This is a genomic window from Pseudomonas sp. WP18, assembly GCF_036689585.1.
In the GTDB taxonomy this organism is placed as follows: Bacteria; Pseudomonadota; Gammaproteobacteria; order Pseudomonadales; family Pseudomonadaceae; genus Aquipseudomonas; species Aquipseudomonas chlororaphis_E.
Map to the genome: position 1 here is coordinate 4,510,863 of NZ_CP144758.1, position 24,996 is coordinate 4,535,858.

General features: G+C 63.8%; 24 protein-coding genes and 4 tRNA genes. 6 read left to right on the forward strand and 22 right to left on the reverse strand.

Annotated elements, in window-relative coordinates:
- Window positions 1-76: 76 nt before the first annotated feature.
- The 12 genes from V5F23_RS19845 to V5F23_RS19900 all read right to left on the reverse strand — a co-directional run bounded on the left by V5F23_RS19845 (window position 77) and on the right by V5F23_RS19900 (window position 10,440).
- Window positions 77-1,042, reverse strand: coding sequence for a type II secretion system F family protein (locus tag V5F23_RS19845; RefSeq protein ID WP_042732752.1), 966 nt, complete (start codon window positions 1,040-1,042; stop codon window positions 77-79).
- Window positions 1,043-1,069: 27 nt separating this feature from the next.
- Entirely contained in the window at window positions 1,070-2,056 is a 987-nt protein-coding gene (locus V5F23_RS19850; RefSeq protein ID WP_042732753.1) for a type II secretion system F family protein, read from the reverse strand.
- Window positions 2,053-3,489, reverse strand: a complete 1,437-nt coding sequence (locus V5F23_RS19855) for a CpaF family protein (RefSeq protein WP_047736440.1) — start codon at window positions 3,487-3,489, stop codon at window positions 2,053-2,055. Before V5F23_RS19855 ends, V5F23_RS19850 begins: the two co-directional genes overlap by 4 nt.
- A 3-nt stretch (window positions 3,490-3,492) precedes the next feature.
- Window positions 3,493-4,713 carry an AAA family ATPase gene (locus V5F23_RS19860; RefSeq protein ID WP_042729927.1) on the reverse strand — a complete coding sequence of 407 codons (1,221 nt, stop codon included), beginning with the start codon at window positions 4,711-4,713 and terminating at the stop codon, window positions 3,493-3,495.
- A complete protein-coding gene (locus V5F23_RS19865; protein ID WP_047736441.1) occupies window positions 4,707-5,201 on the reverse strand; it encodes a TadE/TadG family type IV pilus assembly protein in 495 nt (164 codons plus the stop codon). The genes V5F23_RS19860 and V5F23_RS19865 overlap by 7 nt, the downstream gene beginning before the upstream one ends.
- Window positions 5,201-5,668, reverse strand: a complete 468-nt coding sequence (locus V5F23_RS19870; RefSeq protein ID WP_338496223.1) for a TadE/TadG family type IV pilus assembly protein — start codon at window positions 5,666-5,668, stop codon at window positions 5,201-5,203. Before V5F23_RS19870 ends, V5F23_RS19865 begins: the two co-directional genes overlap by 1 nt.
- An 8-nt stretch (window positions 5,669-5,676) precedes the next feature.
- Entirely contained in the window at window positions 5,677-7,011 is a 1,335-nt protein-coding gene (locus tag V5F23_RS19875; RefSeq protein WP_338473769.1) for a TadE/TadG family type IV pilus assembly protein, read from the reverse strand.
- 74 nt (window positions 7,012-7,085) lie between these two features.
- The gene (gene cpaB, locus V5F23_RS19880) at window positions 7,086-7,898 is read right to left on the reverse strand and encodes a Flp pilus assembly protein CpaB (RefSeq protein WP_338496225.1); all 813 of its coding nucleotides are present in this window, start codon (window positions 7,896-7,898) and stop codon (window positions 7,086-7,088) included.
- 15 nt (window positions 7,899-7,913) lie between these two features.
- The gene (locus V5F23_RS19885; protein ID WP_338496228.1) at window positions 7,914-9,242 is read right to left on the reverse strand and encodes an AAA family ATPase; all 1,329 of its coding nucleotides are present in this window, start codon (window positions 9,240-9,242) and stop codon (window positions 7,914-7,916) included.
- Between the two features lie 2 nt (window positions 9,243-9,244).
- Entirely contained in the window at window positions 9,245-9,775 is a 531-nt protein-coding gene (locus V5F23_RS19890) for a prepilin peptidase (RefSeq protein ID WP_338496231.1), read from the reverse strand.
- Between the two features lie 144 nt (window positions 9,776-9,919).
- Window positions 9,920-10,111, reverse strand: coding sequence for a Flp family type IVb pilin (locus V5F23_RS19895; protein ID WP_042729934.1), 192 nt, complete (start codon window positions 10,109-10,111; stop codon window positions 9,920-9,922).
- 137 nt (window positions 10,112-10,248) lie between these two features.
- Complete coding sequence (locus tag V5F23_RS19900) at window positions 10,249-10,440, reverse strand: pilus assembly protein PilA (RefSeq protein WP_042729935.1); 192 nt, start codon at window positions 10,438-10,440, stop codon at window positions 10,249-10,251.
- A 276-nt stretch (window positions 10,441-10,716) separates the two neighbouring features.
- On the opposite strand from V5F23_RS19900, the gene V5F23_RS19905 reads away from it, so the two are divergent.
- The gene (locus tag V5F23_RS19905) at window positions 10,717-11,586 is read left to right on the forward strand and encodes a response regulator transcription factor (RefSeq protein WP_042729936.1); all 870 of its coding nucleotides are present in this window, start codon (window positions 10,717-10,719) and stop codon (window positions 11,584-11,586) included.
- Between the two features lie 102 nt (window positions 11,587-11,688).
- On the opposite strand, the gene V5F23_RS19910 is transcribed toward V5F23_RS19905, so the two are convergent.
- The 4 genes from V5F23_RS19910 to V5F23_RS19925 all read right to left on the reverse strand — a co-directional run bounded on the left by V5F23_RS19910 (window position 11,689) and on the right by V5F23_RS19925 (window position 12,102).
- Window positions 11,689-11,764 (reverse strand) — tRNA-Gly (locus V5F23_RS19910).
- 3 nt (window positions 11,765-11,767) lie between these two features.
- A tRNA-Glu gene (locus tag V5F23_RS19915) sits at window positions 11,768-11,843 on the reverse strand.
- 105 nt (window positions 11,844-11,948) lie between these two features.
- Window positions 11,949-12,024 (reverse strand) — tRNA-Gly (locus tag V5F23_RS19920).
- Window positions 12,025-12,026: 2 nt separating this feature from the next.
- Window positions 12,027-12,102 (reverse strand) — tRNA-Glu (locus tag V5F23_RS19925).
- Window positions 12,103-12,473: 371 nt separating this feature from the next.
- Between V5F23_RS19925 and V5F23_RS19930 the strand changes: the two genes are divergently transcribed.
- Window positions 12,474-13,232, forward strand: coding sequence for a hypothetical protein (locus V5F23_RS19930; protein ID WP_042729937.1), 759 nt, complete (start codon window positions 12,474-12,476; stop codon window positions 13,230-13,232).
- A gap of 142 nt (window positions 13,233-13,374) precedes the next feature.
- Here V5F23_RS19930 and V5F23_RS19935 read toward each other — a convergent pair whose 3' ends face one another.
- The 3 genes from V5F23_RS19935 to V5F23_RS19945 all read right to left on the reverse strand — a co-directional run bounded on the left by V5F23_RS19935 (window position 13,375) and on the right by V5F23_RS19945 (window position 17,813).
- Window positions 13,375-15,339 carry a methyl-accepting chemotaxis protein gene (locus V5F23_RS19935; protein ID WP_042729938.1) on the reverse strand — a complete coding sequence of 655 codons (1,965 nt, stop codon included), beginning with the start codon at window positions 15,337-15,339 and terminating at the stop codon, window positions 13,375-13,377.
- 110 nt (window positions 15,340-15,449) lie between these two features.
- Window positions 15,450-16,847: a PLP-dependent aminotransferase family protein gene (locus V5F23_RS19940; RefSeq protein WP_338496234.1), complete on the reverse strand. Its 1,398-nt coding sequence runs from the start codon at window positions 16,845-16,847 to the stop codon at window positions 15,450-15,452.
- 204 nt (window positions 16,848-17,051) lie between these two features.
- Window positions 17,052-17,813 carry an SDR family oxidoreductase gene (locus V5F23_RS19945; protein ID WP_338496238.1) on the reverse strand — a complete coding sequence of 254 codons (762 nt, stop codon included), beginning with the start codon at window positions 17,811-17,813 and terminating at the stop codon, window positions 17,052-17,054.
- 224 nt (window positions 17,814-18,037) lie between these two features.
- Between V5F23_RS19945 and V5F23_RS19950 the strand changes: the two genes are divergently transcribed.
- The gene (locus tag V5F23_RS19950; RefSeq protein WP_042729941.1) at window positions 18,038-19,042 is read left to right on the forward strand and encodes an NADP-dependent oxidoreductase; all 1,005 of its coding nucleotides are present in this window, start codon (window positions 18,038-18,040) and stop codon (window positions 19,040-19,042) included.
- A 125-nt stretch (window positions 19,043-19,167) separates the two neighbouring features.
- Here the strand turns inward: V5F23_RS19950 and pyrF are convergent, their stop codons facing one another.
- Window positions 19,168-19,866, reverse strand: coding sequence for an orotidine-5'-phosphate decarboxylase (gene pyrF, locus V5F23_RS19955; RefSeq protein WP_161796108.1), 699 nt, complete (start codon window positions 19,864-19,866; stop codon window positions 19,168-19,170).
- Between the two features lie 291 nt (window positions 19,867-20,157).
- On the opposite strand from pyrF, the gene V5F23_RS19960 reads away from it, so the two are divergent.
- From V5F23_RS19960 to V5F23_RS19970, 3 genes are all read left to right on the forward strand, one after another.
- Window positions 20,158-20,916, forward strand: a complete 759-nt coding sequence (locus V5F23_RS19960) for a response regulator (RefSeq protein ID WP_042729943.1) — start codon at window positions 20,158-20,160, stop codon at window positions 20,914-20,916.
- Complete coding sequence (locus V5F23_RS19965) at window positions 20,916-21,959, forward strand: HAMP domain-containing sensor histidine kinase (RefSeq protein WP_042729944.1); 1,044 nt, start codon at window positions 20,916-20,918, stop codon at window positions 21,957-21,959. Before V5F23_RS19960 ends, V5F23_RS19965 begins: the two co-directional genes overlap by 1 nt.
- 143 nt (window positions 21,960-22,102) lie before the next feature.
- Complete coding sequence (locus V5F23_RS19970) at window positions 22,103-22,837, forward strand: EF-hand domain-containing protein (RefSeq protein WP_042729945.1); 735 nt, start codon at window positions 22,103-22,105, stop codon at window positions 22,835-22,837.
- Between the two features lie 138 nt (window positions 22,838-22,975).
- Here the strand turns inward: V5F23_RS19970 and V5F23_RS19975 are convergent, their stop codons facing one another.
- Both V5F23_RS19975 and V5F23_RS19980 read right to left on the reverse strand, forming a co-directional pair.
- Window positions 22,976-24,013, reverse strand: coding sequence for an AI-2E family transporter (locus V5F23_RS19975; RefSeq protein ID WP_047736447.1), 1,038 nt, complete (start codon window positions 24,011-24,013; stop codon window positions 22,976-22,978).
- A gap of 60 nt (window positions 24,014-24,073) precedes the next feature.
- Window positions 24,074-24,892, reverse strand: a complete 819-nt coding sequence (locus tag V5F23_RS19980) for a DUF4892 domain-containing protein (RefSeq protein WP_042732566.1) — start codon at window positions 24,890-24,892, stop codon at window positions 24,074-24,076.
- Between the last annotated feature and the right edge of the window lie 104 nt (window positions 24,893-24,996).

Genomic DNA, 24,996 nt, shown 5'->3' on the forward strand with positions numbered 1-24,996 from the left:
GAGCGAGGGCCGCTGCGCTGCCCGGCGGGAGCAAGCGCCCTCGCCACAACTGTTCGGCTAATGAAGGATCACCCGCCTACATGTTCCCGAACGCCCTGAACACGCCAATCATCGCAGGGCCGATGGCGACCAGGAAGAAGCTGGGCCACAGGCAGAAAATCAGTGGAAAGATCAGCTTGGTGCCAATTTTCGCCCCCATTTCCTCGGCGGCCTGGGTGCGCCGGTCGCGGAATTCGTCGGCATAGATGCGCAAGGTATCGGCCACGCTGGTGCCGAAGCGAATGCTCTGCGCCAACAGGCTGACCAACCCCTGGATGTCTTCAAGCCCAGTGCGCATGGCCAGTTGCCGGAGGGCCTCGGTGCTGGTGATGCCGGCGCGGATCTGCGCGTTGACCAAGGCCAGTTCTTCGGCCAGTTCGGCCTGGCTGACCGCCATTTCTTCGGCCACTCGCTCGATGGTCGTCGGCAAGGCCAGGCCTGATTCGACGCACACCACCATCAGGTCCAGTGCATCCGGGAACGCGGCACGCAGCCGGCCCTGGCGCGCCTGCTTGCGCTTGCCGACATACAGCGACGGCAGCAGCCAGCCGAGACCGGTCACCGTCGTCACCGCCAGCAGCACGACCACCCCGGACACCTTGATCAACGGCATCACCAGTACCGCCAGGCCGAGCAGCGCCAGCGGCATCATCAGGCGCACGGCCCAGTAGACCTGCACCGCCGATGCAGAGCGGTAACCGGCATGGGTCAGCAGGGTCTGGGTCGCCGAGGTACGGGCCGGGTCGGCCGAAGCGAAGCGCTGGCCCACCCGCTCCAGCAGCAGTTGCAGGTTACCCGGTGCCTCCTGCGCCGCCGAACTGCCCGAATAACCCCGCTTGATCAGCGCCAGGCGCCGCTGCACCGGGTCTTGCAGGCCCACCAGCAGCAGGAGCACGGCCACCGCCGCCAGCACGGTACTCACGCCAATCGCAGTAATGAACAACAGGCGCGCCAGTTCCTCGCTCCCGGTAAACCGACTGAACAACCCGAGCAAATAATCCATGACTGATACCTCGTGTCAGGGCAGCGATCAGACCTGGATCCGGATGATTTTGCGGATCCAGAAAATCCCGACCAGCATGGCGCAGAAGGCGCCGATGATCAGCTTGTGGCCGATCGGATCATTGAGCAGCACCGGCATGTAGCTGGGGCTGGTGAGCACGATGGCGATCGCCAGCACAAAGGGAATCGCCACCAGCACCCAGGCCGACATGCGACCTTCGGCCGACAACGTGCGGATCTTGCGCTGGAAGCGGAAGCGCCCGCGAATCAACCGACTCAGGCGTTCCAGCACTTCGGTGAGGTTGCCGCCGGTCTCGCGGTGGATGAGGATCGACGTCACCAGCATCATCACCGTCATGCTCGGCATGCGCTCCAGCAGGCCCAGCATCGCCCGGCGTACGTCGTTGCCATAGTTGATGTCGGCGAAGGTCAAGCCGAACTCCTGGGCGACCGGCCCTTTGTGCTCGTCGGCAACCAGGCGCAAGGTTTCGTTGAACGGATGGCCGGCGCGCAGGGCCCGGCACATGGCGTCCAGCGCGTCCGGCAGGCCTTCCTCGAACGCGTTGAAGCGCTTGCTGCGGTCACGCAGGATCTTCAGCACCGGCAACCAGGTGACGGCCAGCGTGGTCAGCAGCGCCACCCACCAGAGCGGCGTCACCATCAGCACCGACGCTCCCGCCACCGCACCCAGGACCAGGCCCAGCAGCATCACCCGGTAGGCGCGGTACTCGTGGCCGGCCTGCTCGATCAACTGCGTCAGGCTGGCCATGAACGGCAACTGCTCGAGTCGAGCTTCCAGGGGCGACAGGCGTGTCAGGTACTTGTGCCGCAACACGGTCTGCATATTGGGCAAATGGTTGGCCTTCTCCAGCACGTGCAAGCGCCCACGAATGCGTTTGCGCATCTTGCCGGCCTCGCCGAACACCGGCACCACCACGCCCTGGGACAGCAGAAAGACCGCGATGAAGACCATGCCAAGGAAAATCAGGATGAATTCGCCGGGAATACCGTTCATGACTGCCGCGCCTCCATCCATTCAGGGCGGAACAGGCTCAGTGGCAACTCGATGCCGCGCTTGGCCAACACCTCGCGGAACGCCGGGATCATGCCGCTGGGTCGATAATCGCCGAGCACTTCGCCGTGTTCACCGATGCCCTGGCGCACGAAAGAGAAAATCTCGGTCATGGTGATGACCTCCCCTTCCATGCCGTTGATCTCCTGCATGCTGACCACCCGTCGCTTGCCATCTTCTTGACGCTCCAGTTGGATCACCACGTCGATGGCCGAGGCAATTTGTTGACGCATCGCCTTGATCGGAAACGTAGCCCCGGTCATCGACACCATGTTCTCGATGCGCCCCAGGGCATCGCGAGCCGTATTGGCGTGGATGGTGGTCAGGGAGCCGTCGTGACCGGTGTTCATGGCCGTGAGCATGTCCAGCGCCTCGGCGCCGCGCACTTCACCGATCACGATGCGATCGGGGCGCATCCGCAGGCTGTTGCGCACCAGTTCACGCTGGCTCACCTCACCCCGCCCCTCGATGTTCGAAGGCCGGGTTTCCAGGCGGACCACGTGGGGTTGCTGCAGTTGCAGTTCGGCGGAGTCCTCGATGGTGACGATCCGTTCGTTGTGGGGAATGAAACTGGACAGCACGTTGAGCATGGTGGTCTTGCCACTGCCGGTTCCGCCGGAGATCAGCACGTTCAGGCGTCCACGGACGATGGCCTTGAGCAGCAAGGCAATGGCCGGGGTCATGGTGCCCACCTGGATCAGGCTGTCGGTGTTGAGCAGGTCCACCGCGAAACGCCGGATCGACATGCTCGGCCCGTCGATGGCCAACGGCGGGATGATCGCGTTGACCCGCGAGCCATCCTTGAGCCGGGCGTCCACCAGCGGCGAGGATTCGTCGATGCGCCGGCCAAGGCTGGAGACGATCCGGTCGATGATGTTCAGCAGATGCTGGTCATCGCGAAAGCGCACATCGGTGCGTTGCAATTTGCCGAAGCGCTCGACGTACACCGAGGCAAAGCCATTGACCAGGATGTCGGACACGCTGTGGTCGGCCAACAGCGGTTCCAGCGGGCCAAGGCCCAGCACCTCGTCGGTGATCTGCTTGATGATCAGTTGCCGGCTGGCGGAACTCACCGGCGCCGAATGTTCGTCCAGCAGGCGCTGGCAGATGTCGCGAATCTGCCGCGTGGCCTCGACCTGCTCGAGGGCATCGAGCAGTGACAGGTCCATCACCTTGAGCAACTGTTGGTAGATTTTTTCCCGCCACTCGGCTTCCACCGGTGTCACCTGGGTGCGGGTTTCGTAGAGCACGTCCGGGACGGCCTGTTCCCAGGCCATCAAGGCTTCGGCCGGCTCCGCGAGGCTGTCGCCGTGGACGCTGGAAGGGCCGGGTTTGGCGGGCTGTTTGCGCAAGCGGGTGCGGAAGTCGCTGATCATGGGTCATCCCCCGAAGAAACGGTTGAAGGCGCGTTTGAACAGGCCTTTGTTCGTGGCCATCTGGTGACCGACCAGGTCTTCGGTCAAATCGCGCAAGGCGGCGGTGATCGCAGCTTTCGGCGCATGCAGCCCCAACGGCACGCCAGTGTTCTGACTCTGGCTGACCAGGTTGAAGTCATTGGGTAATTTCGACAGGTTCGCGCAGCGCAGGGCCTCGCCGATATCCTTGAGGCTGATCGTCGTCGACTTGTCGTAGCGGTTGACCACGATCTGCAACTGGTCGCCGCGCACGCCCAGGTCCTCGCGAAGTATCCGCACCAGGGCGCTGGCATCGCGCAGGTGGCTGACGCTCTGCTGCACCACCACGTAGACCCGGTCCACCTGCTCCAGCACAGAGCCGGTGAGCGAGTCGATCTGGCGCGGCAGGTCCACCACGATCCAGTCGTAGCTGGCGCGGGCCAATTGCAGCAAGGCATCGAGTTGTTCGGGTTGGGCGTCCTGGGGCAGGCACAATTCGCCGGCCCGGCCACCGAGCACGTGCAAGGTCGGGCTGAAATGACTGCAGAAACCCCGCAGGGCAAGGCTGTCCAGATCTTCGACCTGTTGCAGCACTTCCAGGTGGCTATGGGTCTGTGCCACGTCCAGGTAATGGGTCACGCTGCCGAACTGCAGGTCCATGTCCAGCAACAGGGTATTGCCCGCCCGGGCGCTGAGTTGCTGGGCCAGGTTGCACGCCACCAACGTTGCGCCGGAACCGCCCTTGGCACTGATCACGGCGACCAGCTTGCCTTCGGCGCCGTTGCCCAGGCGCACCTCCGCCACCAGGCGATTCAGGGCGGCCACCAACTCCGTTTCGGCGACCGGTTCAGGCAGCACATCCCGGGCACCGGCCTGCATCGCCAGGCGCATGCCGTCCTGTTCGCCCAGCGGCCCGCACACCAGCATCGGTGGGCGTTCATGGGCCGGGCGTTGCAGCAAGGCCGCCAACTCCTCGCGCCACAGGTGGCTGACCCGCAACAGCAACAAGTCGGGCATCCGGTCCAGGCCGTAGAGTGGGTCGACATGCCCGTTGCTCACCAGCCGCGTGCTGACTTCCAGGCAGGGCATGCGTTGGCAGACACACTGCAGGTCGCGCAGAGACGTGGCGTCGCGGCTGCTGATCAGTAACCGCAGCCCGGCTTTGCCGGTAACGGTCGCAAGTGGGTTTTCCCTGGTACTCAGCATGGTGTGATCTCCGCGGAGTCGGAATGACGCCCAAGGCTTTCGCGTGGCAAGGTTGCCTGGAACGCAGGCAAGGTAATGGGCACGCCCAGCCCGGGAATGAACAGATTGAAAACGTAGTTCTGCACGCTCAACCGGACGTAGCGAATGGCCCGGAAGCCGGTGGCGCTGACCGTGTCGGCGGGGTTCGCCACCACGGCGCCGTTGACATCCAGGTAGGTCAGCGCCAGGTTCGAGGTCGCCAGGCTGCTGATCAGTTGGCTGGTGCCGGCGTCGGTCGCGGCATTGAAGATCGCCCGGCGCAGCACCACCGGGTCGCTGATGTTGCACACCGCTGCCAGGCGCGCACCGCGTCGCGCGGCCTCGTCCAGGGCATTGGCGGTGAAGTACAGCCGGCCCATCTCCACCACGCCGAACAGCAGGACGAACACCAGCAGGCCGACGAAGGAAAACTCCACGATGTATGTACCGCCCATGTGCTTGCCGTTCATCACAACGCCCTCATGACAGTGGTCGCCACCAGCGGGATGGCGGCGCCGAACAACCCCGGGATCGACCCGGTGCAGTTGCCCGCGCCAATCACCGGGCAGAAGGTGTAGGTGATGGTGACGCGCACGTGGTCGGTGCCGACGGCGGCGACCTGCACGTTGGCCGTGGTCAACCCCGACAGCACGGCGCTCCCGGCCTGGCTGGGCACGCCATACACCGCCACGTTCCGGGTCTGGGTCTGGAGCGTGTTGCTCAGGGCGACGCCACCAAGGGTGCCATTCCAGGCCTGGCTGGCGACGAAACGATCAGCATCGCGGCTGGCCTGCAGCAGCACGTTGTACTGGTAGAGCATCCGGCCGAACTCGCCGAAGGCCAACAGCAACAACAGCAACACCGGCAGCACCAGGGTGAACTCCACCAGCGCCACCCCTTGCTGGGCGCGGGGTGATTGAAATCGGGCAAGTCCCATGGCGCCTCCTACGAGTCGGTGCTCGGCGTGCCGCTGCCGTTGAGATAGGTCTTGTAGAGCTGGATGATCTGCGGCCCGGCATCGCTCGAAGGCGTGGGGCCCGGTACGCCGTCGCCTTCGCACTCCCGGACGAATTGACCGAACACCAGCGAGTCCGAGCCGCCGCCATCCACCGGCTGCACGACGAAATAGCAACCGAACCCCAGCACCGGGATCGACGTCGAACCACCCTGCTTGCCGGTGCAGTTGCCGACCACGATCTTCAGCATCCGGCGCTCGAACACGCCGTTGCTCTGGCAACCGCTCGCGCCACCGGCCACACAGGCGGCAACCTTGGTCCGCCAGTCGTTGTAGTCCTGGATCGCCTCGCCACCGGCCGAGAGATCGCCGTTGCTCGACGTCACAGGCTTGCCTTTGTATTGCGCCTGGGAGAGCGTGTCGTTGTAGGTCATCGCCGGGGTGCTCGAGGCGGTGACCAGGTCCGGTGGATAGTCCGACGCACTGACCGGGCCGTTGTAGATCCCAAAACGTGTATTCATGCCTTGGGACGTCGGGCCGGCCTTGTTACCGGGCGCGGTCTGGACGTTGTCCCCGACGCTGCGGCAGACCGAACCACCGCCCGCCAGGTCTTCGCGCACCGCGCTGCCGCCTGAGCCGAAATCGAGCAACTGGAAATTGCCGGGGCCGATGGGCGACGTGTTGCCTGCGGCCGTCTTCAAGACTTCCAGGTCACCGAAGTGATACCCCCAGAAATTGCCCGCCCCCGGGTTGTACTGCGTGGGGTCGCCGCAAACCATCAGCGGGGCCAGGTCGCAGGGCGCGGTGGGACTGGGGCCGGCAGTGGCGATGGCGGCCACGCTTTTGGCGCCCAGGCCGGCGCTGCCCATCGACTGCACGAAATTCCAGAAAAAACCATTCAGCTGATAGCTGGACACCGACACCCGCACGTACTTGGCATTCGCCGGGCCGGGATAGGAAAACGGTCCGTAGACACTGCTGGCCAGCTCCACCACGGCAAAGGCACCCGGATTACCGCCAACAGCGGTGGCCAGTTCAGCGTTGCCCGAGGCCTGGGCGTTCTTGTTCAAGGTGTCCAGGGCCGCTGTCCGGGTCGTGCTGGCCATGTTGAGGCCGCCGCTGACCTGGCTCAGGGTCTTGGCGCCGCTCAGGGCGGCGGCGTCCACCGCATTTTGCAGGCGCGTCTTGTTCAGCAACATGTGTCCGCCGTCCAGGGCCAGTGCCGCCATCATGGAAATCGCCACCAACGCGATCACCATCAACACACTCACCGCCCCTCCCTGGCGCCGAGGCACCGTGAAAGGCTGCCGGATACTGGGTTTCATCGTCGCATCCTCGCTGACTGAGGGAGAGGATCGGCATTGCCATCGCCTGGCCAGCCCGATGGCGCCGGGGCCTGCTAGCGAAGGTTGATGACGCTGCGCTCGACCCCACGGATCACCGTGATCGAACTGTCCTGCGCCTTGGCGATGCGTTGCACCACAGGCCTTGGAGCCAGTGCGGCCACCGCCACGACCGGTGCGGCCGGTGTCGGCGCCACGGCCACGGCTTTTTTCTCCAGGTTCAACGGGTTGCGCAGGGCCAGTTGCAGCTTGCCTTCGGTCTGCGCGGTCACCAATGCCTCGGCTTCAGTGGTCGTCATCTCCAGCGTCACCGCCCGCACCACCACCGGCTGGGTCTTGTCGGTGCCGGCCGTCTGGTCCACCGCCAGTACCCGCAGATTTTCCAGGAGCGTGCGGGACACGGCGTTGTTGCTGCCGGCCGCGGTGTTTTTCGTCGCCAGGACGTCGACCCGGTTACCCGGCAACAGGAAACCGCCCACGCCGACCACATCATCCACCCGTACCGAGATGGCACGCTTGTCGGGGGCGATCAGCGAGGCCAGGGTGCTGCCGCCCAGGTGCTCGCTCAAACGGGCACTGCGCACAATGTCGCCGCGCAGGATGTCGAACGTGGCGATCTTGCCTATGGCCTGCTCGCTGGAGTCGAAGGCGTCGTCCGGAATCGTGTCCATGGGCATTCGCACGGTCGTGACCTGCTGGGCCTCGACCATCTGCCCGAAGGGGATTTCCACCGTGGCCACCACCACGCTGCGCAAATGGTCATCGGGGGTGGCATTGAGTCGTGCGCTCAGCCAGGAATCGGCCATCCATGCGGCACCAAGGCCCATTACCAGAGAAACGCCTATCAGCGAAAGCGTACGGGAGCTCATGTCGGTATCTCCGAATCAAAGAAAGTCGAGCTGGACAAAATAGTTGTGCCAGGCCCATTCCAACTCCTGCGGCAACAGCGGTCCGGAACCGCCCAGGTAACGCTGGCGATCGAGCGCCATGTTCAGCAGATCGCGAGGATGGCAAGGCACCAGCGGCATGCCTTCACCGGCGTACAAACGCTGCAGCACATAGCGCACCAGCAACGGGTCATGGGCGATGCCCAGGCGCTCGCATTCCTGGCGCCAGATGCGCTCGTACTCCTCGGGCCTGAGGTAGCCGAACTGCACCTTGTAGCCAATGCGCCGCAGGAAGGCCTCGTCGGCCAGTTCCAAGGGATTGAGGTTGGTGGAAAACACCAGGACCAGGTCGAACGGCAGCTCACAGTGCCGGCCACCGCCCAGGTTGATGAAGTCGCGCTTCTCTTCCATGGGCACGATCCAGCGATTGAGCAGCTCGGCCGGCGCCATGCGCTGGCGGCCCATGTCATCGATGATGAACAACCCATTGCTGGCCTTGAGCTGCAAGGCCGCCTGGTACTGGCGGGTAAAGGGGTCATAGCGCACGTCCAGCTGTTCCATGCTCAACTCGCCGCCGGTGATGACGATCGGGCGTTTGCAGCAGAGCAACCGGCGGTCGATGCCCTCATTGAGCATCAGGTTGTTCGATTGACGATTGTCATCCAGGCGCTGGTGCACTTGCGGGTCGTAGATCTCGATCACCGACTCGTTGATGACGATGGCGCGGGGCACCCAGATCGCTTCGGCAAACAGACGGATCAGCCGGCTGCTGACATAGGTCTTGCCGGTGCCCGCCGGGCCATAGATCATGATCGCCCGGCCGGAATTGAGCGCCACGCCCAACTGGTCGAGCATCCCCTGGGTCAGCACCACGCCTGCCAGGGCGCGATTCATGTCAGTGACGGTGATGCGGCCGTGGTGAATGGTCTGGATCTTGATCAGCGAACGATAGGTGCTCACCGGAAACGGCGCCGCCCCGATGTAGCCGCTGCGCGCCAGGGCGTCACGGGCAAAATTGCGACCGCGCTCGGTCAGGCCGTAACGCAACGACTGCACACTGGCCTGGCCGACCTGGCCGAGGACTTCGACACGACCGTCCTTGCGCAGGAACGCCAGGACTTCTTCCAGCACGGCGCCCGTCAGGGCCAGGCGCTCTACCAGCCGAGGCAGGTCCAGCACGCCGGCGTCATGCAGGTGCTTGCACACCAACTCACCCAGGAAACTGTCGCTCAGGCCGGTGTCGCGGATGGTGCACGGCTGGGGTGCCAGGCGTTGCACCGCCTCCCGCTCGCTGGGGTAGGCATCACTATCATTGATGACGTGCATGACTACACTCCCCAGCCGCCGGCGACCAACTGCCAGTAAACGCTGTTCAAGGTGCCGATCAGGATCGCGATCGAGTAGGGAAACGGCTTGCCGGCCACCTCATCCGAGCCAGGCGCCAGGTACGCCTGGGCCCGCAGGATCAACCAGTAGCGCCCGAGGGTCTGCAACAACTGACCGCGGGCCAGCACCATCAGCAAGCCACACACGCCACCGGCAATCAGGCTGAACAGCGCGGCCCACAGGGCGTAATGAAAGGGCAGGAAACTGCCGACCATGGTCATCAGCTTGACGTCGCCGGCCGCCATGCCGCCGACGGCATACATGGGCAGGAACAGCGCGAAGCAGATCAACATGCCCAGCACACTGTCGCCCACTGCACCGAGCCCGCCTGCATTGGCCTGGCTCGCCAAACCCAGGGCCAACCCTGCCAGGACCAGCGCGTTGGGGATGCGATGGCGACGCAGGTCGCTCACCATCGCCAAACCCAGCAACCCCAGCAGCAGTAACGTCGACACCAGCAACTCCATGGACATGATGCGTCTCCCTCATCTAATGATCATTGGCAGGCGACACTGCACCTGAGGAAACCTATCAAGCGGTCATCCGCCGCGTGGGTCGGCGAAAACGAAAACCGGTGGCCTCGATAGGCTTCACTGCACGCTTGGTAGCAATGACGGTCAGCAAGCCGCACCTTTCACGGCGGCACACAGTGCAGTGATCCGGTCATTCACGGCTCCGCCCAGCAGGACGAACATGGCGGCCACCGCCACGGTGATCAGCCCGCCGGCGACGGCGTACTCGACGATGGTCAGGCCATCTTCATCCCTGGCGAACTTACTGATCGAAGTTCTGATTGTTTGAAGGGTCATGTCAGTTACCTCACATCAATCGCAACACATCGCGGGAAGGAGCGGCGTAAAACCCAGCAAGACGTCATCGAAGCTTCAACCCTCGACGAAACCAGCGCCTCGATGGGCTTCACCGCGCTTCCCGACCGGGGTGGCCGTTAGCACGCAGCGCCTTTGACCGCCGCACACAGGGCGGTGATCTTGGTGTTCACGGCGCTGCCCAGCAGGATGAACATCGCGGCCACGGCCACCGTGATCAACCCACCGGCCACGGCGTATTCCACAATGGTCAGGCCGTCTTCATCTTTGGCGAACTTCAGTACCGAAGCCTTGATTGTTTGAAGAGTCATTTCGCGCACCTCATCGGGTTGTTTTCGCAAGGGGGCAGCACATTGCGAACTGCCTGATGCAACCCTAGTCATGAGGGGTGGAGGGTCGTTAGGAGGATTTTGCACATCCCTAGGATTATTTTGCGCCCCAGGCCAGGTGTGGGTCGGCGGGGGGCGCAGGCGGTCCGCGGCCTGGCGCCAAGGGGGGCGGGCTTATGAAAATTTATTCGGCGAAGTGATAGCACATTGGCAATACTGCTAGCTAAAGGGCAGCAAGAACCGCTGGGTAGTCGTCCTATGGCGCCACATCTGACTGGAAAGCCAAAGCTGTTGTGGTTCGATCTGACGCACGATCGCTCCACCCGGGAACTGGTCGCCCAGTTCGAGGACGCTTGCGACTGCACGCTGGCCAAGAACGCCATGTTGCCCAGTGGCGAACAGGTCGACATGATCTGCATCCATTTCGACCGGCCCGACACGCCGGGGCTGCGCCGGCTGCTGGAGATCAAGCGCACCGCGCCCACGATTCCCATTACCATGTTCACCGTGCAGCACTCCGAAGAGCTTGCGGTCTGGGCGATGCGCTCCAGCGTCTGGGAATACATGGTGCTGCCCCTGCCCGCCAACGAGCGCAAGCGCTACCTGACGGCCGTGGTGCAATTGTGCGAATTGCGCCGTACTGCCAATGGCCGGGGCAAGACCTCGCAGATCGACCACGCCCCCACCCTGCCCGACAGCATTCGCCTGACCTCCGGACACCAGAAGCACCAGGCCCTGAGCCACATCATGCTGTACATCGACCAGCATTTTCGCGAAAGCATCGACCAGCGCGATCTTGCCAAACGTTGTGGCATGACCACCTTTCGCTTCAGCCGCCTGTTCAAGGAAGCCAACGGGCTGGGCTTCACCGATTACGTGCTGAACAAACGCATGAGTTTCGCCAAGGAACTGCTCGACAACAGCCAGATGCCGATCACCAGCATCGGCTACGAGGCCGGTTTCAAGGACCCGTCCTATTTCGCCCGGGCGTTCAAGCAATACGCCAGTTGCACCCCCAGCGAATACCGCTCGGCACAGCAACTGCGCGTCGCGAGCCCATCGCAAGCAGTGCCCGACGAGGCCAGCACAGCGGCGCTCGACAGCTTGGTGCAGAGCCTGGAGGGATGACCCCGGCACGCCCCAGGGCTCATTGGGTTATCCACAGTCGGCTCGATGACTTTTCTCCAGGCATAAAAAAACGCCGCTCAATGAGCGGCGTTTTCTTGAATTTGGAGCGGGAAACGAGACTCGAACTCGCGACCCCGACCTTGGCAAGGTCGTGCTCTACCAACTGAGCTATTCCCGCAAATGGCGTCCCCTAGGGGACTCGAACCCCTGTTACCGCCGTGAAAGGGCGGTGTCCTAGGCCACTAGACGAAGGGGACACGCTGCCCGGAACACATGGTGTGTGTTCCAGTGCCCAGACCCGCATCCGAAGATGACGTTTCTGGTTTCACTCAGCCCTGCCCGAAAGCAACGCTGTTTAAAATTGGAGCGGGAAACGAGACTCGAACTCGCGACCCCGACCTTGGCAAGGTCGTGCTCTACCAACTGAGCTATTCCCGCATTGGCGTCCCCTAGGGGACTCGAACCCCTGTTACCGCCGTGAAAGGGCGGTGTCCTAGGCCACTAGACGAAGGGGACACACGTACAACATTCACTGCTTATCGCGTTTCGCTGAGTGCTTTACGCTGTAAGTGGCGCGCATTCTATGGATGGATTGGAGGGTCGTCAACCCCCAGATATAAATTTATTTAAATCAATGACTTCCCAGGGTTTGAGGGCGATTTGCCGATTTTGCTCGCCCGGTCTCTGACGTCTATATTCTGTCGCCCGCCAAGGCGCTATAGTCGCATCCGGCAAATAGTGGCAATGTGCAGCCATTGAGCCGCATTCCCTATAAACAGCACGACGCCCGTCTAATCGCGCCGCTCAGGCCTATGCGCTTAAAAGCCAAGCCACTACACTCATGACATGCGTACCCCAATAAAGAGGTCTTACCGGTGACACCACTCATGATCACCCTGCTCGTCGTAGCCGGGATCGCACTGTTGATCGCCATTGGCTACATGAACCATGTGGTGGAAAACAACAAGCTGGAAAAGGTCCGCACCAAGGTTGAACTCAACGACCGGATGCGGCGCTGTGGCGAGCTCACCGAAACCTTCCCCGGGCAATTGATGACGCCGGCCTTGAAACTGCTGCTGACGCGCCTTGAGATGAACGTCTGCCAGCGCCTGCTGAACCTGGACAAGACCAATACCGCGGTCAAGGCACGCCTGGACGAACTGACCGCATTGGCAGCACAAGGTGAATCGATCCCGGTGGGCAATCCGCCGGCACCGATCCTGACCGAAGCCAAGGCCAAGGACGTTCGCTTCCTGCTCGAAGCCCTCCACGGCCAGATCACCCGTGCCGCCCAGGACGGCTTCCTGCCGCCCAACGAAGCCAAGCGCTGGGTCCGCGAAGTGCGGCATATCCTGGTCCTGCTGCACATCGAGTTCTTCAACAACCTCGGCCAGCAAGCCTTGCAACAGGAACAACCGGGCCAGGCCCGCCTGGCGTTCGAACGCGGCGTGCAGTATCTGCGCAAACAGCAGGAGCCCCAGGTCTACGCCGAACAGCTCGACTACCTCGAAAAGCTCCTGGCCCGCGCCAACGCAATGGTCCTGGCCAGCACCAAGCCGGTCGAAGGCGAGGTCAACCAGTTGACCGAAGGCTTGAAGGAAGACGAAATGAACGACGAGTGGAAGAAGAAGAAGGTCTACGACTGAGACCTCGTCGAACCTCAGGGTGACGAGGGGATTTATCCCCGCAGGGCTGCGCGGCAGCCCTGAAATGTACGAGCGCTGCGTGCTCGACAGTGGATCCCCTCCTCGCTACGTGCTCCTCCATCGGTGAGCCAGCTATGGCGGCTCACAGCCTGAAATGCCCCACCATCCCCTTCAACTCAACCCCCAACTGCGCCAGCTCGATGCTGGAAGCGGCATTGCCTTGCATCGCCAGGGACGATTGATCGGCGCTGGCACGGATACTGGTGACGCTGCGGTTGATCTCTTCGGCCACCGAACTCTGCTGTTCGGCGGCCGCCGCGATCTGCTGGTTCATCTGCTGAATCAACGACACCGCCGCGGCAATACTGCCCAAGGCACTTTCGGTTTGCAGCGCATCGCTGACAGCCATCTTCACCAGCTCGCCGCTGCTCTGGATCTGCTGCACGGAAGCCTGGGCCGCTGAACGCAATGCGCTCACCAACCGCTCGATCTCTTCGGTGGACTGCTGCGTGCGTCTGGCCAGGGCCCGCACCTCGTCAGCCACCACCGCAAACCCCCTACCCTGCTCGCCAGCGCGTGCGGCCTCGATGGCAGCGTTGAGCGCCAGCAGGTTGGTTTGTTCGGCGACGCTCTTGATCACGCTCAGCACCGTGCCGATGTTCTGGATCTCGGCACTGAGGCTTTCGATACTGGAACTGGCCGACGTGGCCGAGTCGGCCAACTGCTCGATACGCACCATGCTCTGGCGCACCACCTGCTGACCGCTCTCGACCTTGTCATCGGCCGTCTGCGCCGCCAGGGCCGCTTCCTCGGCATTGCGGGCCACGTCATGCACCGTGGCGGTCATCTGGTTCATGGCCGTGGCAACCTGCTCGGTCTCCTCTTTCTGGCTGCTGACTTCCAGGTTGGTCTGTTCGGTCACGGCCGACAGCGATTGCGCGGAGTTGGCGAGCTGTTCGATACCCGCCTGCAAGCCGCTGACGATGCCGCTCAGCCCCGCGCCCATCTGCTGCATGGCGAGCATCAACTGGCCGATCTCATCCCGGCGCGTCACCTGCACCGTGGCGCTCAGGTCCCCCGCCGCGATCTGCTGGGCCACGCGGATGACGCTGCGCAGCGGCGCAACGATCAGCCGGGTAATGACCCAGGCGGCAATCAACCCCACCAGCAGGGCAAGGGCCGACGAGCCGATGATCAACAGCGAGTTCTTTTTCAACTCCGCCTGCATGGCATGGTCTTCGGCGGCGTAGGCCTGGTTGACCCGCTCCACCACTTGGCCGGCACGCTCGTGAAGTTCCTGGTAGACGCCTTTTTCCTTCGCCAACAGGCCGGTGTACTCGGCCAGTTGCGTGTTGAAACCGGCAATGTGCCCGGCCACCTCGTTGAGCACGGTCTGGTAGCCCGGATCCTTGACCTGGGTCTTGAGCGCCTCGGCCTGCTTCATGGCTTGCTCGGCCTGCTCGATCGGGCCTTGCCCGGCGTCCTCGCTGCCTTTGCGGCTCTGGTCCAGGCGTACGCGCGCTTCGTTCATGGCCTGCAGCATCAACCGTGACACTTCGCTGACCTGGTTGGCCTGCTCGATGAACTCGGCGCCCTCCTTGCCCTCGGAATCCTTCAGGGTGTAGGCGCCGTCGTCCGCCAGACCGGCCTGCAACACGTCCAGGTTGTTGGCGACACTGGACACCGACCAACTGGCCATTTCCAGCGCCAGGTCCTTGCTCTGGCTCAACCCGACGAATTCATCGAACGCCTTGCGGTAATCCGCCAGCGCCTGTTGCACATCGTTCATCACCGACAGGTTTTCAGGTGTCTGGGCCTTGAGCGCATCGGCCTGGGCCACCAGGCCGTCGACCCCCTTGCGCAGGGTGTCGGCCGTCTTGGGGTCGGAGCGCAAGGCGTATTCCTGCTCGAGCAAGCGCACCTTCAGCAGTTCGCTGTTGAGGGAGGACATCTGCTTGAGTCCGTCGAAACGCAGGCTGATGGTGCGCAAGGACCACACGCCAATGGCCGCGACCACGGCCGTGAGCAACAATACCAGGACAAACCCGATACCCAGTTTCTTTGCCATACCCAGGTTGGCAAAACGTCCTTGCACGGCCGAAATCATTGCGCTCAGTCCTCTGCCAGTGTGTGTTGTTCGCAGATTCGCAACGAGACGCCCTGCAACACAAGATGCTGGCGTCGGAATAATGGCAAAAAGCTACAGCCGCGTCGTTTTCAGGACACTCGAGGTCGATCCAGGGCCGCGCCCCGGAAAAACGCCAACGCCCTCGGATCACAGGCATAAGCCACATTGATCCGCAGCCACTGGCTGTCGGCGCCTGAAGGGCTGAAGGCCGTGGGCGAAGACAGCTGCACACCGAACCGTTTGGCCAGACGCCGCACTCCAGCGTAGTCGCATAACGGTGGGCGTGCCCAGATGAACAGCCCCCCGGTCGGCTTGCCGAACACCTCCCAGTCGGCCTCCTCCAGCACCTGCAACACAGCCGCCATGTCGCCCCCCAAACGCTGCCGCTGGCGCTGCACCAGCTTGCGATAGGCACCGTTGGCCAGGAGATTGGCCAGCACCGCTTCGCTGAACCGTGAAACGCCCAGGCTCGTGACCTCCTTGACCTCACTGAGCCGGGCGATGATGGGCGCAGGCGCCACCACGAACCCGACTCGCAACGAACTGCTCAGGGTTTTTGAAAAACTGCCTACATAGATCACATCGGCGTCCAGGGCCGCCAGGCGGGTGCGTGTCGAACCCTGGAAATCGGCGTAGACATCGTCTTCGATCACCAGCATCCCGTGTTCCCGGGCCAGCGCCAACAAGCGTTGCGCCACCCCCAGGGACAGGCTGCTGCCGGTCGGGTTATGGCAGGCGCTGTTGACGAACAGCGCACGGGGCCGATGCGTCGCCAGCAGGGTCTGCAAAGCCTCGACGTCCGGACCTCGAGGGGTCCTGGGCAGTTCGAGCATGTCGATGCCGTGCAGCCTCAGCAGCTCGAACAGTTTCGGGTAGCCGGGGCTCTCCACCACCACGCAACTGCCCGGCGCCAGCTGTGTCCGCACGATCAGGTCCAACGCCTGGGTAGCGCCGTGGGTGGTCAGGATAAGGTCTTGCGCGGCCACGATATTGAGTTGCTTCAAGCGCCGGGACAGTTGCTCACGCAGGGCGGGCAAGCCCAACGACGTGCTGTAGCTGAACAGCCCCGCCATGTCGGTGCGGGTGACCTGGCGGATCGCATAGCCCAGGTCGTCGCTTTCGCGCCAGCGCTCAGGCAGCCCGCCGGCCCCCAGCTTCAGCGCCCACGCCGAGTTGTCGGCAAGGCCGCCGCGTGCCAGCGGCGGGTGTTCCGGGCTGGTTCCGTCGTTGGATGCGAGGCCGAGGGAAGGCGGTGGCGCGACGAAGAAGCTTGAGCCATGCCGAGACGCCAACACCCCTTGGGCGACCAGACGCTCACAGGCCTCGTTGACACTCGACTGGCTGAGCAGGTTCTGCCGTGCCAGTTGCCGGATAGACGGCAAGCGCGTGCCCGGTTGCACGGCGTCCTGGCGGATCCAGCCGGTCAGCGCGTCGACAATTTGCTGCACGACAGGCACCAGGGCCTGTCGGTCGATTCTCAATTCCATGAGTGACCAGACTCCTAAGCGTTTGTTTATTTCCGGAAACAGTTAAGCACAGGCGGCCCTGCGGCGATGTACGACAAACCCGCCAAAGCAGCCGTTTCACACCCTTTGAAATACTTTGATGGACCGCGTCGGTGCTTTTTCGACCAACCAAGAAAAAGCCCGCAACCAGTGCGGGCTTTTTCCTACAAGCCAGGTGACACGTCCTCAGAACGCCGTGACACCGCCGTCCACCGCCAGGGAATGGCCGGTGGTAAAGGCCGCGCCATCGCTGCACAGGTACAGCACGGCGCTGGCAATCTCTTCGACTTTACCGATCCGTCCCACCGGGTGCATGGCATTAGCAAAGTCAGCTTTCTTCGGGTCCGCTTCATAGGCTCGCCGGAACATGTCGGTGTCGATCACGGCCGGGCACACCGCATTCACGCGGATTTTTTTCTTGGCGTACTCGATGGCCGCCGATTTGGTCAGGCCGATCACCGCATGCTTGGAGGCCGCATAGATGCTCATTTTCGGTGCCGCACCCAGGCCCGCCACCGAGGCCGTATTGACGATGGCCCCGCCGCCCTGGGCCAGCAGCAACGGCAACTGGTATTTCATGCACAGCCAGACGCCCTTCACGTTGACCCCCATGATGGCGTCGAACTCATCGACGGTGCCGTCGGCCAGCTTGCCCTTCTCGATCTCGATCCCGGCGTTGTTGAAGGCGTAGTCGAGACGACCGTAGGCTTGGATCACCTCATTCATCAGGTTCTGCACATCGCTTTCCTGCGTCACGTCACAACGCACGAACACCGCCTCGCCGCCCGCCTCGCGAATCGCCTGCACCGTGCCCTCGCCGCCCGCCACATCCAGGTCGGCCGCCACCACCTTCAAGCCTTGCGCGGCGAAGGCCTGGGCGGTCGCCCGGCCAATGCCTGCGGCAGCGCCCGTGACCACGGCGACCTGCCCGGAAAACGTCATGCTCATTGTCAGTTCCTCGAAGAATGCGATGTTTCGCCAGTGTAGCCACGGCCCCGTGCAGCGCGGCAGCACTATCCAGGCGCCGGTGGGTGGCTCATGGGCGCCAGTGATAACGAGCCCGGCGCCACTATCACTGCGTTGGATCGAAGTGCATTCGCTGGGCCGGCAAACCTTGCGGCAATCGTCTCGAAGGGCTATCAACAAGGCTTCATTCATCGTGAGTGCCAGCCATGACTGCCCAGACCAATCGCCAATTCCTGCTCGCCAAGCGCCCGGTGGGCGCGGCGACCCGCGAGACGTTCACTTATCAGCAAGTACCGGTCGGCGAACCGGCCGCCGGCCAGATCCTGGTGAAAAACGAATACCTGTCCCTGGACCCGGCCATGCGCGGCTGGATGAACGAGGGCAAGTCCTACATCGCGCCGGTGGGCATCGGTGAGGTGATGCGGGCCCTGGGGGTTGGCCAGGTGATTGCGTCGAACAACCCGGGGTTTGCGGTGGGGGACTACGTCAACGGCGCGCTGGGGGTGCAGGATTACTTCCTCGGCGAGCCACGGGGTTTCTACAAAGTCGATCCGAAACTGGCCCCGCTGCCGCGCTACCTGTCAGCGCTGGGCATGACCGGCATGACGGCCTATTTCGCCCTGCTGGATGTGGGCGCGCCAAAGGCCGGCGAGACGGTCGTGCTGTCGGGCGCCGCCGGTGCGGTAGGCAGCATTGCCGGGCAGATCGCCAAGCTCAAGGGCTGCCGCGTGGTGGGGATCGCCGGCGGGGCCGACAAATGCAGGTTCCTGATCGATGAACTGGGCTTCGACGGGGCCATCGACTACAAGAGCGAAGACGTCCAGGCTGGCCTCAAGCGCGAATGCCCCAAGGGCGTGGACGTGTATTTCGACAACGTCGGCGGCGACATCCTCGATGCCGTGCTCAGCCGCTTGAACCTCAAGGCCCGCGTGGTGATCTGCGGCGCCATCAGCCAGTACAACAACAAGGAAGCGGTCAAGGGCCCTGCCAACTACCTGTCGCTGCTGGTCAACCGGGCACGCATGGAGGGCTTCGTGGTCATGGACCATGCCGCGCAATTCGCCGCCGCCGGCCAGGAAATGGCGGGCTGGATAGCCAAGGGGCAACTCAAGAGCAAGGAAGATATCGTCGAAGGCCTGGAGACGTTCCCCGAAACCCTGACCAAACTGTTCAGCGGGGAGAACTTCGGAAAGTTGGTACTCAAGGTCTGACACAAAACACCTGATGTGGGAGCGGTCTTGCTCGCGAAGGGGCCCTGTCAGTCAACATTGATATTGACTGACATACCGCTATCGCGAGCAAGCTCGCTCTCACATCAGGGATCTTCGGTATCAGGTCAGGCCAGTTCGGCCACGACCGCCGCCAGCGCCTGGGCCGGATCGACGGCCTGGCTGATCGGACGGCCGATCACCAGATAGTCGGAACCGGCGTCCAGCGCCTGGCGCGGGGTCAGGATACGGCGCTGGTCGTCCTGGGCGCTGCCCGCCGGGCGAATCCCCGGGGTCACCAGTTGCAGCGACGGGTGCGCGGTCTTCAGTGCATTGGCTTCCAGGGCCGAGCAGACCAAACCGTCCAGACCCGCTTTCTGGGCCAGCGCTGCCAGGCGCAGCACTTGTTCCTGAGGCTCGATGTCCAGGCCGATCCCGGCCAGGTCCTCGCGCTCCATGCTGGTCAGCACGGTTACGCCGATCAACAGCGGTTGCGGGCCACTGCGCTGGTCCAGCACTTCGCGGCAGGCCGCCATCATGCGCAGGCCGCCGGAACAGTGCACGTTGACCATCCAGACGCCCATCTCGGCCGCGGCCTTCACGGCCATGGCGGTGGTGTTGGGAATGTCGTGGAATTTCAGGTCCAGGAACACCTCGAACCCCTTGTCACGCAGGGTGCCGACGATTTCAGACGCGCAACTGGTGAACAGTTCCTTGCCGACTTTGACCCGGCAGAGCTTGGGGTCCAACTGGTCGGCCAGCTTAAGGGCGGCGTCACGGGTAGGGAAATCCAGGGCGACGATGATGGGCGTCTGGCAGGCGGACATGAGCGGGCTCTCAGGCAAGTCGAAATCGGCGCGCATTGTAGCGGAACCAGCGCCGCTGGGGGACCCGATGATCGGTAAATCTCACCGCGTCCACCCCGAGCATGGACGATCCCGGCCTTTGTGTCGAAGTCGATACAGGGCTGATACGCCCCCAATACGCCGGCACGCTACCGTCTGCCGCCGCACCCCGTCCTTTCAGCGCTTCACGCCTCACGGTCCGAAGCCTATGCTGAAGCCTCAACCTTGCCGCCTCCTTTGCGATTGGCAGCTTACCTGGCAGATGATGCATCCATGCAGAACACCCCTGTTGCAAATGCCGATGATCACAAAGCGTGCGACGACGACAAGCGCTGGAACACCCGGGCGCTGATCGTCGACGACGATGTGCCGATCCGCGAACTGCTGATCGATTACCTGGCCCGCTTCGGCATACGCGCCAGCGGTGTGACCGATGGCGCGGCCATGCGCCAGGCGTTGCAGGCCGAGCACTTCGACGTGGTCGTGCTCGACCTGATGCTGCCCGGTGAAGACGGCCTGCAATTGTGCCGCTGGCTGCGGGCCGAATCGGACATCCCGATCCTGATGCTCACTGCCCGCTGCGAACCCACCGACCGCATCATCGGCCTGGAACTGGGTGCCGATGACTACATGGCAAAACCGTTCGAGCCCAGGGAGCTGGTGGCCCGTATCCAGACCATCCTGCGCCGGGTACGCGACGACCGCAGCGAACAACGGGCCAACATCCGCTTCGATAACTGGCGGCTCAACAGCGTGCTGCGCCAACTGATTTCCCTCGACGGGCTGGTGGTGCCGCTGTCCAACGCCGAGTTCCGCCTGCTATGGGTGTTCATCGAACGACCGCGCCGGGTGCTCAGCCGCGAACAACTGCTGGACGCCGCCCGTGGACGCTCCATCGAGGCGTTCGACCGCAGCATCGACCTGCTGGTCTCGCGCCTGCGCCAGAAACTGGGCGACGACCCGAAGGCCCCGCAATTGATCAAGACCGTGCGTGGCGAGGGCTATCTGTTCGACGCCCGGGACATCGGTTGATGCGGCTGCGCCTCGACTCCCTGTTCGGCCGGCTGTTTGGCGTCCTGCTGCTGGCGATTGTCCTGGCGCACCTGTTGGCCTTTGCCTGGTTTTCCGTCTACGACAAACCGCCGCCCGGACCGCCACCCGGGTTTACCCAGCATGGCGACGGCCCTCCGCCCTTCGGCCCACCGCCCGAGCATGCCGAGCGTCCGTGGTTCGGCGGCCCGGTGGTGCCGCTGACGTTGCAGTTCGTGTTCCTGATCGTGGCCGCCTGGTATGGCGCCAAGCTGTTGACCCGGCCGATCCAGCGCCTGAGCAACGCCGCCGAACGCCTGAGCGAAGACCTCGACAGCCCGCCGCTGGCCGAAGACGGCCCACGCGAGGCGCGCCAGGCCGCCCATACGTTCAACCTGATGCAGCAACGGATTCGCGAGCAGGTGCAGCAGCGTTCACGCATGCTCGGCGCGGTGTCCCACGACCTGCGCACGCCGCTGTCGCGGCTCAAGCTGCGCCTGGAGCAGATCGACGACGTAAAGCTGCAAGGCCAGATGCGCCAGGACCTGGACGACATGATCGGCATGCTCGATGCCACCCTCACCTACCTGCATGAACAGCGCACCAGCGAAGCCTTGCAATGGATGGACGTGCAGGCCCTGGTGGAATCGCTGAGCGAAAACGCTCAGGACCAGGGCGCCGACGTACAGGCCAGTGGCGCGTGCGCGCCGCTGCACGTGCAGCCGATGGCGCTGCGCTCGTGCGTCAACAACCTGATGGACAATGCCCTGCGCTATGCGGGCCACGCCTTGATCACCCTGGACGACCAGGGCGACCGGGTGCTGATCCGGGTCATCGACCACGGCCCCGGCATTGCCCCAGACAAGCGTGAAGCGGTGTTCGAACCCTTCTATCGCCTGGAAGGCTCGCGCAACCGCAACTCCGGCGGCGTCGGCCTGGGCATGACCATCGCCCGGGAAGCCGCCGAACGCCTCGGCGGGCAGTTGAACCTGGAAGAAACACCGGGCGGCGGATTGACGGCCGTCATCCACCTGCCACGCACCTGAGCCCCCAGCTCCCACAGGGTTCAAGGGTGAGCCGGGGCTGTGTATGGCCTGCGATACAAACGCCACACACCCACGACAACTGGCCCGCCGACGCTGCTTGAGCCGGTGCACCCGCCGGCAACACCAGCCCAAGGAGAGTGCCCATGATCGGCAGCGTCAGCGCCAGCAATTACGCGTCATACACCAGCACCAGCAATACCTCGACCCACAGTGCCCACGGCCAGTCATTCCAGAAGGAACTGCTTGGCCGGCTCGACAGCAACGACGACGGTTCGATCGACCAGGATGAACTGAGCAGCGCCCTGTCGCAAAAAAGCGACGACGGTATCCTGGTCAGCCTGAGCGACAACTTCGACGACCTGGACAGTGACGGCAGCGGTGACTTGAGCAGCGAGGAAATGGCGGCGATGGCCCCGCCACCACCGCCACCGCGGAGCCAGGCGCCCGATACCGAACTGGCCGATGCGTTGCTCAGCGCCCTGGACACCGACGGTGACGGCGTGGTCAGCAGCGACGAATTGAGCAGCGGTCTGGCCAGTGCCGGCAGCAATGCCGACAGCCAACAGGTGTTCTCGGCCCTGGACAAGAATGAGGACGGCACCGTCAGCGCCGACGAACTCGCCGCCAGCCTCGCCCCACCGCCGCCCCCTCAACAGGCCTCCAGCGACGAGCTGTTCAGCCAGCTCGATGCCGATGACGACGGCAGCATCACCGCCAGCGAACTGACCAGCGCCTTGCAGGCGAACCGCGACAGCGACAGCACCACCGACCAGGACAGTGCCAGCGAGGCCTTGGGCAGGATGATCGCCAACCTCAGCCGGCAGTACTCGCTGGACAGCGTCGCGACCGTGGGCAAGCACCTGAACGTGGCGACCTGAGACGACGGCGAACCTGGCGGCGAGGGCGTCAGGCTACGCGTCGACCTCAGGGCTTAGAAGACTCCGTGGCGAGGGCGCCGGCGCCCGCTGGGCCGCCCGATTCGCCACGGTTTTGGGTTCCGGAAGGTGCTGTTCAAGCTAGCGTGCCTGGCTTTTGCTCCAGTCCGTCAACAGGCTGTACGCCACCGCCAGCAAGGTCGGGCCGATGAACAGGCCGATGAAGCCGAAGGCAATCAACCCGCCGAACACGCCCAGCAGCACGATGACCAACGGCAGGTTCCCGCCCCGGCTGATCAGGTAGGGCTTGAGCACGTTGTCCACGCCGCTGATGATGAACGTGCCCCAGATGCCGAGGAACACCGCCATCCCGTACTCGCCTTTCCACGCCAGCCAGGCCGTGGCCGGAATCCAGACCAGCGGCGGGCCCATGGGGATCAGGCTCAGCAGGAACGTGACGATCCCCAGCACCAGCGCGCCCGGCACGCCAGCGATCAGGAAGCCGATCAAGGCCAGCAGGGCCTGGGCCGCCGCAGTGCCGATCACGCCATTGACCACCCGTTGTACCGTCCCGGCCACCAACTCGATGTAGTAACCGGCGCGGTCGCCGATCAGGCGCTCCAGCAATCCATGGACGAACGCCGCAAGGCGCGGGCCATCGCGATAGAAGAAAAATACGAACACGATGCTCAGGGTCAGTTCGAGCATGCCGCCACCAATCTGCTTGCTGCGGGCCAACAACCAGTTGCCGACCTGTCCCAGGTACGGCTTGAGGGTGACCATCATCGCCGCGCCCTGCTGGTCGATGCTGTTCCAGATCGCCACCAGCCGCCCACCCACCAGCGGCAAGCCGCCCAGCCAGGCCGGTGCGTCGGGCAGGCCATCGACCTGCACGTCGCGGATGAACGCCGTGGCATCGCGCACATGATCGGCCAGGTTGAACCCCAGCCACACCAGCGGCCCCGCCACCAACAGCATCCACCCCACCGTCAACAGCCCCGCCGCGAGGGACTCGCGACCATTGACCCAGCGGGTCAGCAGGCGCATCAACGGCCAACTGGCAAACGCCAGCACCGCCCCCCAGAACAGCGCCGACCAGAACGGCGCCATCACCCAGAGGCTTGCGCCGAACAACACCAGGAGCAGAATCTGCACCAACAGCCGATCGTTATTGAGCATGTAAGGTCTCGAAAAATGTCCAGGGCGGGCCACGGCGTGAGGCCCGCGACCCGCCACAGCTTATCGCAGCAGTTCCAGGTGCAGGCCCGCCGCGTCGCCACTGGCGGTTTCCAGGCGCGCGGCCCGCACCCCCTGGCCCGCCAGCGCCTGCCGCCACGCTTCGGCCCGAGGGCCGGCAATACTGACCCGCAGCCCCGTATCCAGGTTCAATGCCCGGGACAACAGGCGCAGCCAGGTATCGTCCGGCTCACCGCCAAGGCGCGGCAAGTCGAGCACCCCGGTGTCCTTGAGCTGGCGCAGCAGGGTCGCCGAGGTGGGCAGCAAATCCCCCAGCGCGGCATTCGCCGCAAACTGTTCGACGTGCAGGTAGGCCTTGCGATTGCCGCGGGTGATGCCATAGAGCGCAATCAAGGTGTTGTCCGCCGGGGGCGCCAGGCGCAACAGCAGGTAGGCCTGGCCGTTGTCGGCACCGTAGAGCTTGGCGTTGCCGAAGACCTCGTTGGCCCACAGGCTGCTTTCTCCGCAATCGCGGGCCTGGCACCAGAACAACAGCTCGGCACCCTGCTTCTGCAACGCTTCGCGCGCCGCCGTGAAGGCCTGGGTCGCGGAATGTTCGGGCGGCAGTTCGTAGGTGACCGAGGTCACGTTGCCCCGGGCGTCGACTTGGCCGTCGAAACGCAACTGGCCACTGATTCGGCGGATCGAGCCCATGGGATAGACGCGTTCCAGGTCATTGGTTTGCCGGTAATCGACGATCTGGGCATCGGGCATGCGTGGCACGCCCTCCAGGTCGCGACTGCCCGGCACATCGGCAGCGAACGATGCCGGGCCCAAGCAGGCCAGCGCCAGCAGGACGAGTGAATGGACGGATGATTTCATCGGATCGACGTGGCCTGGAGCGCCCGGACGCGACAAGCGTCGTCGGTGCACCACGGGGCGGGTAAGCAGCGGTCTGTCATGGTTGTCTCCCTTTCAACCCGCCC

Excerpts from the sequence above, each read along its gene's own strand:
- V5F23_RS19845 (WP_042732752.1), bottom strand. The coding sequence starts at position 1,042 with ATGGATTATTTGCTCGGGTTGTTCAGTCGGTTTACCGGGAGCGAGGAA.
- V5F23_RS19850 (WP_042732753.1), bottom strand. The coding sequence starts at position 2,056 with ATGAACGGTATTCCCGGCGAATTCATCCTGATTTTCCTTGGCATGGTC.
- V5F23_RS19855 (WP_047736440.1), bottom strand. The coding sequence starts at position 3,489 with ATGATCAGCGACTTCCGCACCCGCTTGCGCAAACAGCCCGCCAAACCC.
- V5F23_RS19860 (WP_042729927.1), bottom strand. The coding sequence starts at position 4,713 with ATGCTGAGTACCAGGGAAAACCCACTTGCGACCGTTACCGGCAAAGCC.
- V5F23_RS19865 (WP_047736441.1), bottom strand. The coding sequence starts at position 5,201 with ATGAACGGCAAGCACATGGGCGGTACATACATCGTGGAGTTTTCCTTC.
- V5F23_RS19870 (WP_338496223.1), bottom strand. The coding sequence starts at position 5,668 with ATGGGACTTGCCCGATTTCAATCACCCCGCGCCCAGCAAGGGGTGGCG.
- V5F23_RS19875 (WP_338473769.1), bottom strand. The coding sequence starts at position 7,011 with ATGAAACCCAGTATCCGGCAGCCTTTCACGGTGCCTCGGCGCCAGGGA.
- cpaB (WP_338496225.1), bottom strand. The coding sequence starts at position 7,898 with ATGAGCTCCCGTACGCTTTCGCTGATAGGCGTTTCTCTGGTAATGGGC.
- V5F23_RS19885 (WP_338496228.1), bottom strand. The coding sequence starts at position 9,242 with ATGCACGTCATCAATGATAGTGATGCCTACCCCAGCGAGCGGGAGGCG.
- V5F23_RS19890 (WP_338496231.1), bottom strand. The coding sequence starts at position 9,775 with ATGTCCATGGAGTTGCTGGTGTCGACGTTACTGCTGCTGGGGTTGCTG.
- V5F23_RS19895 (WP_042729934.1), bottom strand. The coding sequence starts at position 10,111 with ATGACCCTTCAAACAATCAGAACTTCGATCAGTAAGTTCGCCAGGGAT.
- V5F23_RS19900 (WP_042729935.1), bottom strand. The coding sequence starts at position 10,440 with ATGACTCTTCAAACAATCAAGGCTTCGGTACTGAAGTTCGCCAAAGAT.
- V5F23_RS19905 (WP_042729936.1), top strand. The coding sequence starts at position 10,717 with ATGGCGCCACATCTGACTGGAAAGCCAAAGCTGTTGTGGTTCGATCTG.
- V5F23_RS19930 (WP_042729937.1), top strand. The coding sequence starts at position 12,474 with ATGATCACCCTGCTCGTCGTAGCCGGGATCGCACTGTTGATCGCCATT.
- V5F23_RS19935 (WP_042729938.1), bottom strand. The coding sequence starts at position 15,339 with ATGATTTCGGCCGTGCAAGGACGTTTTGCCAACCTGGGTATGGCAAAG.
- V5F23_RS19940 (WP_338496234.1), bottom strand. The coding sequence starts at position 16,847 with ATGGAATTGAGAATCGACCGACAGGCCCTGGTGCCTGTCGTGCAGCAA.
- V5F23_RS19945 (WP_338496238.1), bottom strand. The coding sequence starts at position 17,813 with ATGAGCATGACGTTTTCCGGGCAGGTCGCCGTGGTCACGGGCGCTGCC.
- V5F23_RS19950 (WP_042729941.1), top strand. The coding sequence starts at position 18,038 with ATGACTGCCCAGACCAATCGCCAATTCCTGCTCGCCAAGCGCCCGGTG.
- pyrF (WP_161796108.1), bottom strand. The coding sequence starts at position 19,866 with ATGTCCGCCTGCCAGACGCCCATCATCGTCGCCCTGGATTTCCCTACC.
- V5F23_RS19960 (WP_042729943.1), top strand. The coding sequence starts at position 20,158 with ATGCAGAACACCCCTGTTGCAAATGCCGATGATCACAAAGCGTGCGAC.
- V5F23_RS19965 (WP_042729944.1), top strand. The coding sequence starts at position 20,916 with ATGCGGCTGCGCCTCGACTCCCTGTTCGGCCGGCTGTTTGGCGTCCTG.
- V5F23_RS19970 (WP_042729945.1), top strand. The coding sequence starts at position 22,103 with ATGATCGGCAGCGTCAGCGCCAGCAATTACGCGTCATACACCAGCACC.
- V5F23_RS19975 (WP_047736447.1), bottom strand. The coding sequence starts at position 24,013 with ATGCTCAATAACGATCGGCTGTTGGTGCAGATTCTGCTCCTGGTGTTG.
- V5F23_RS19980 (WP_042732566.1), bottom strand. The coding sequence starts at position 24,892 with ATGAAATCATCCGTCCATTCACTCGTCCTGCTGGCGCTGGCCTGCTTG.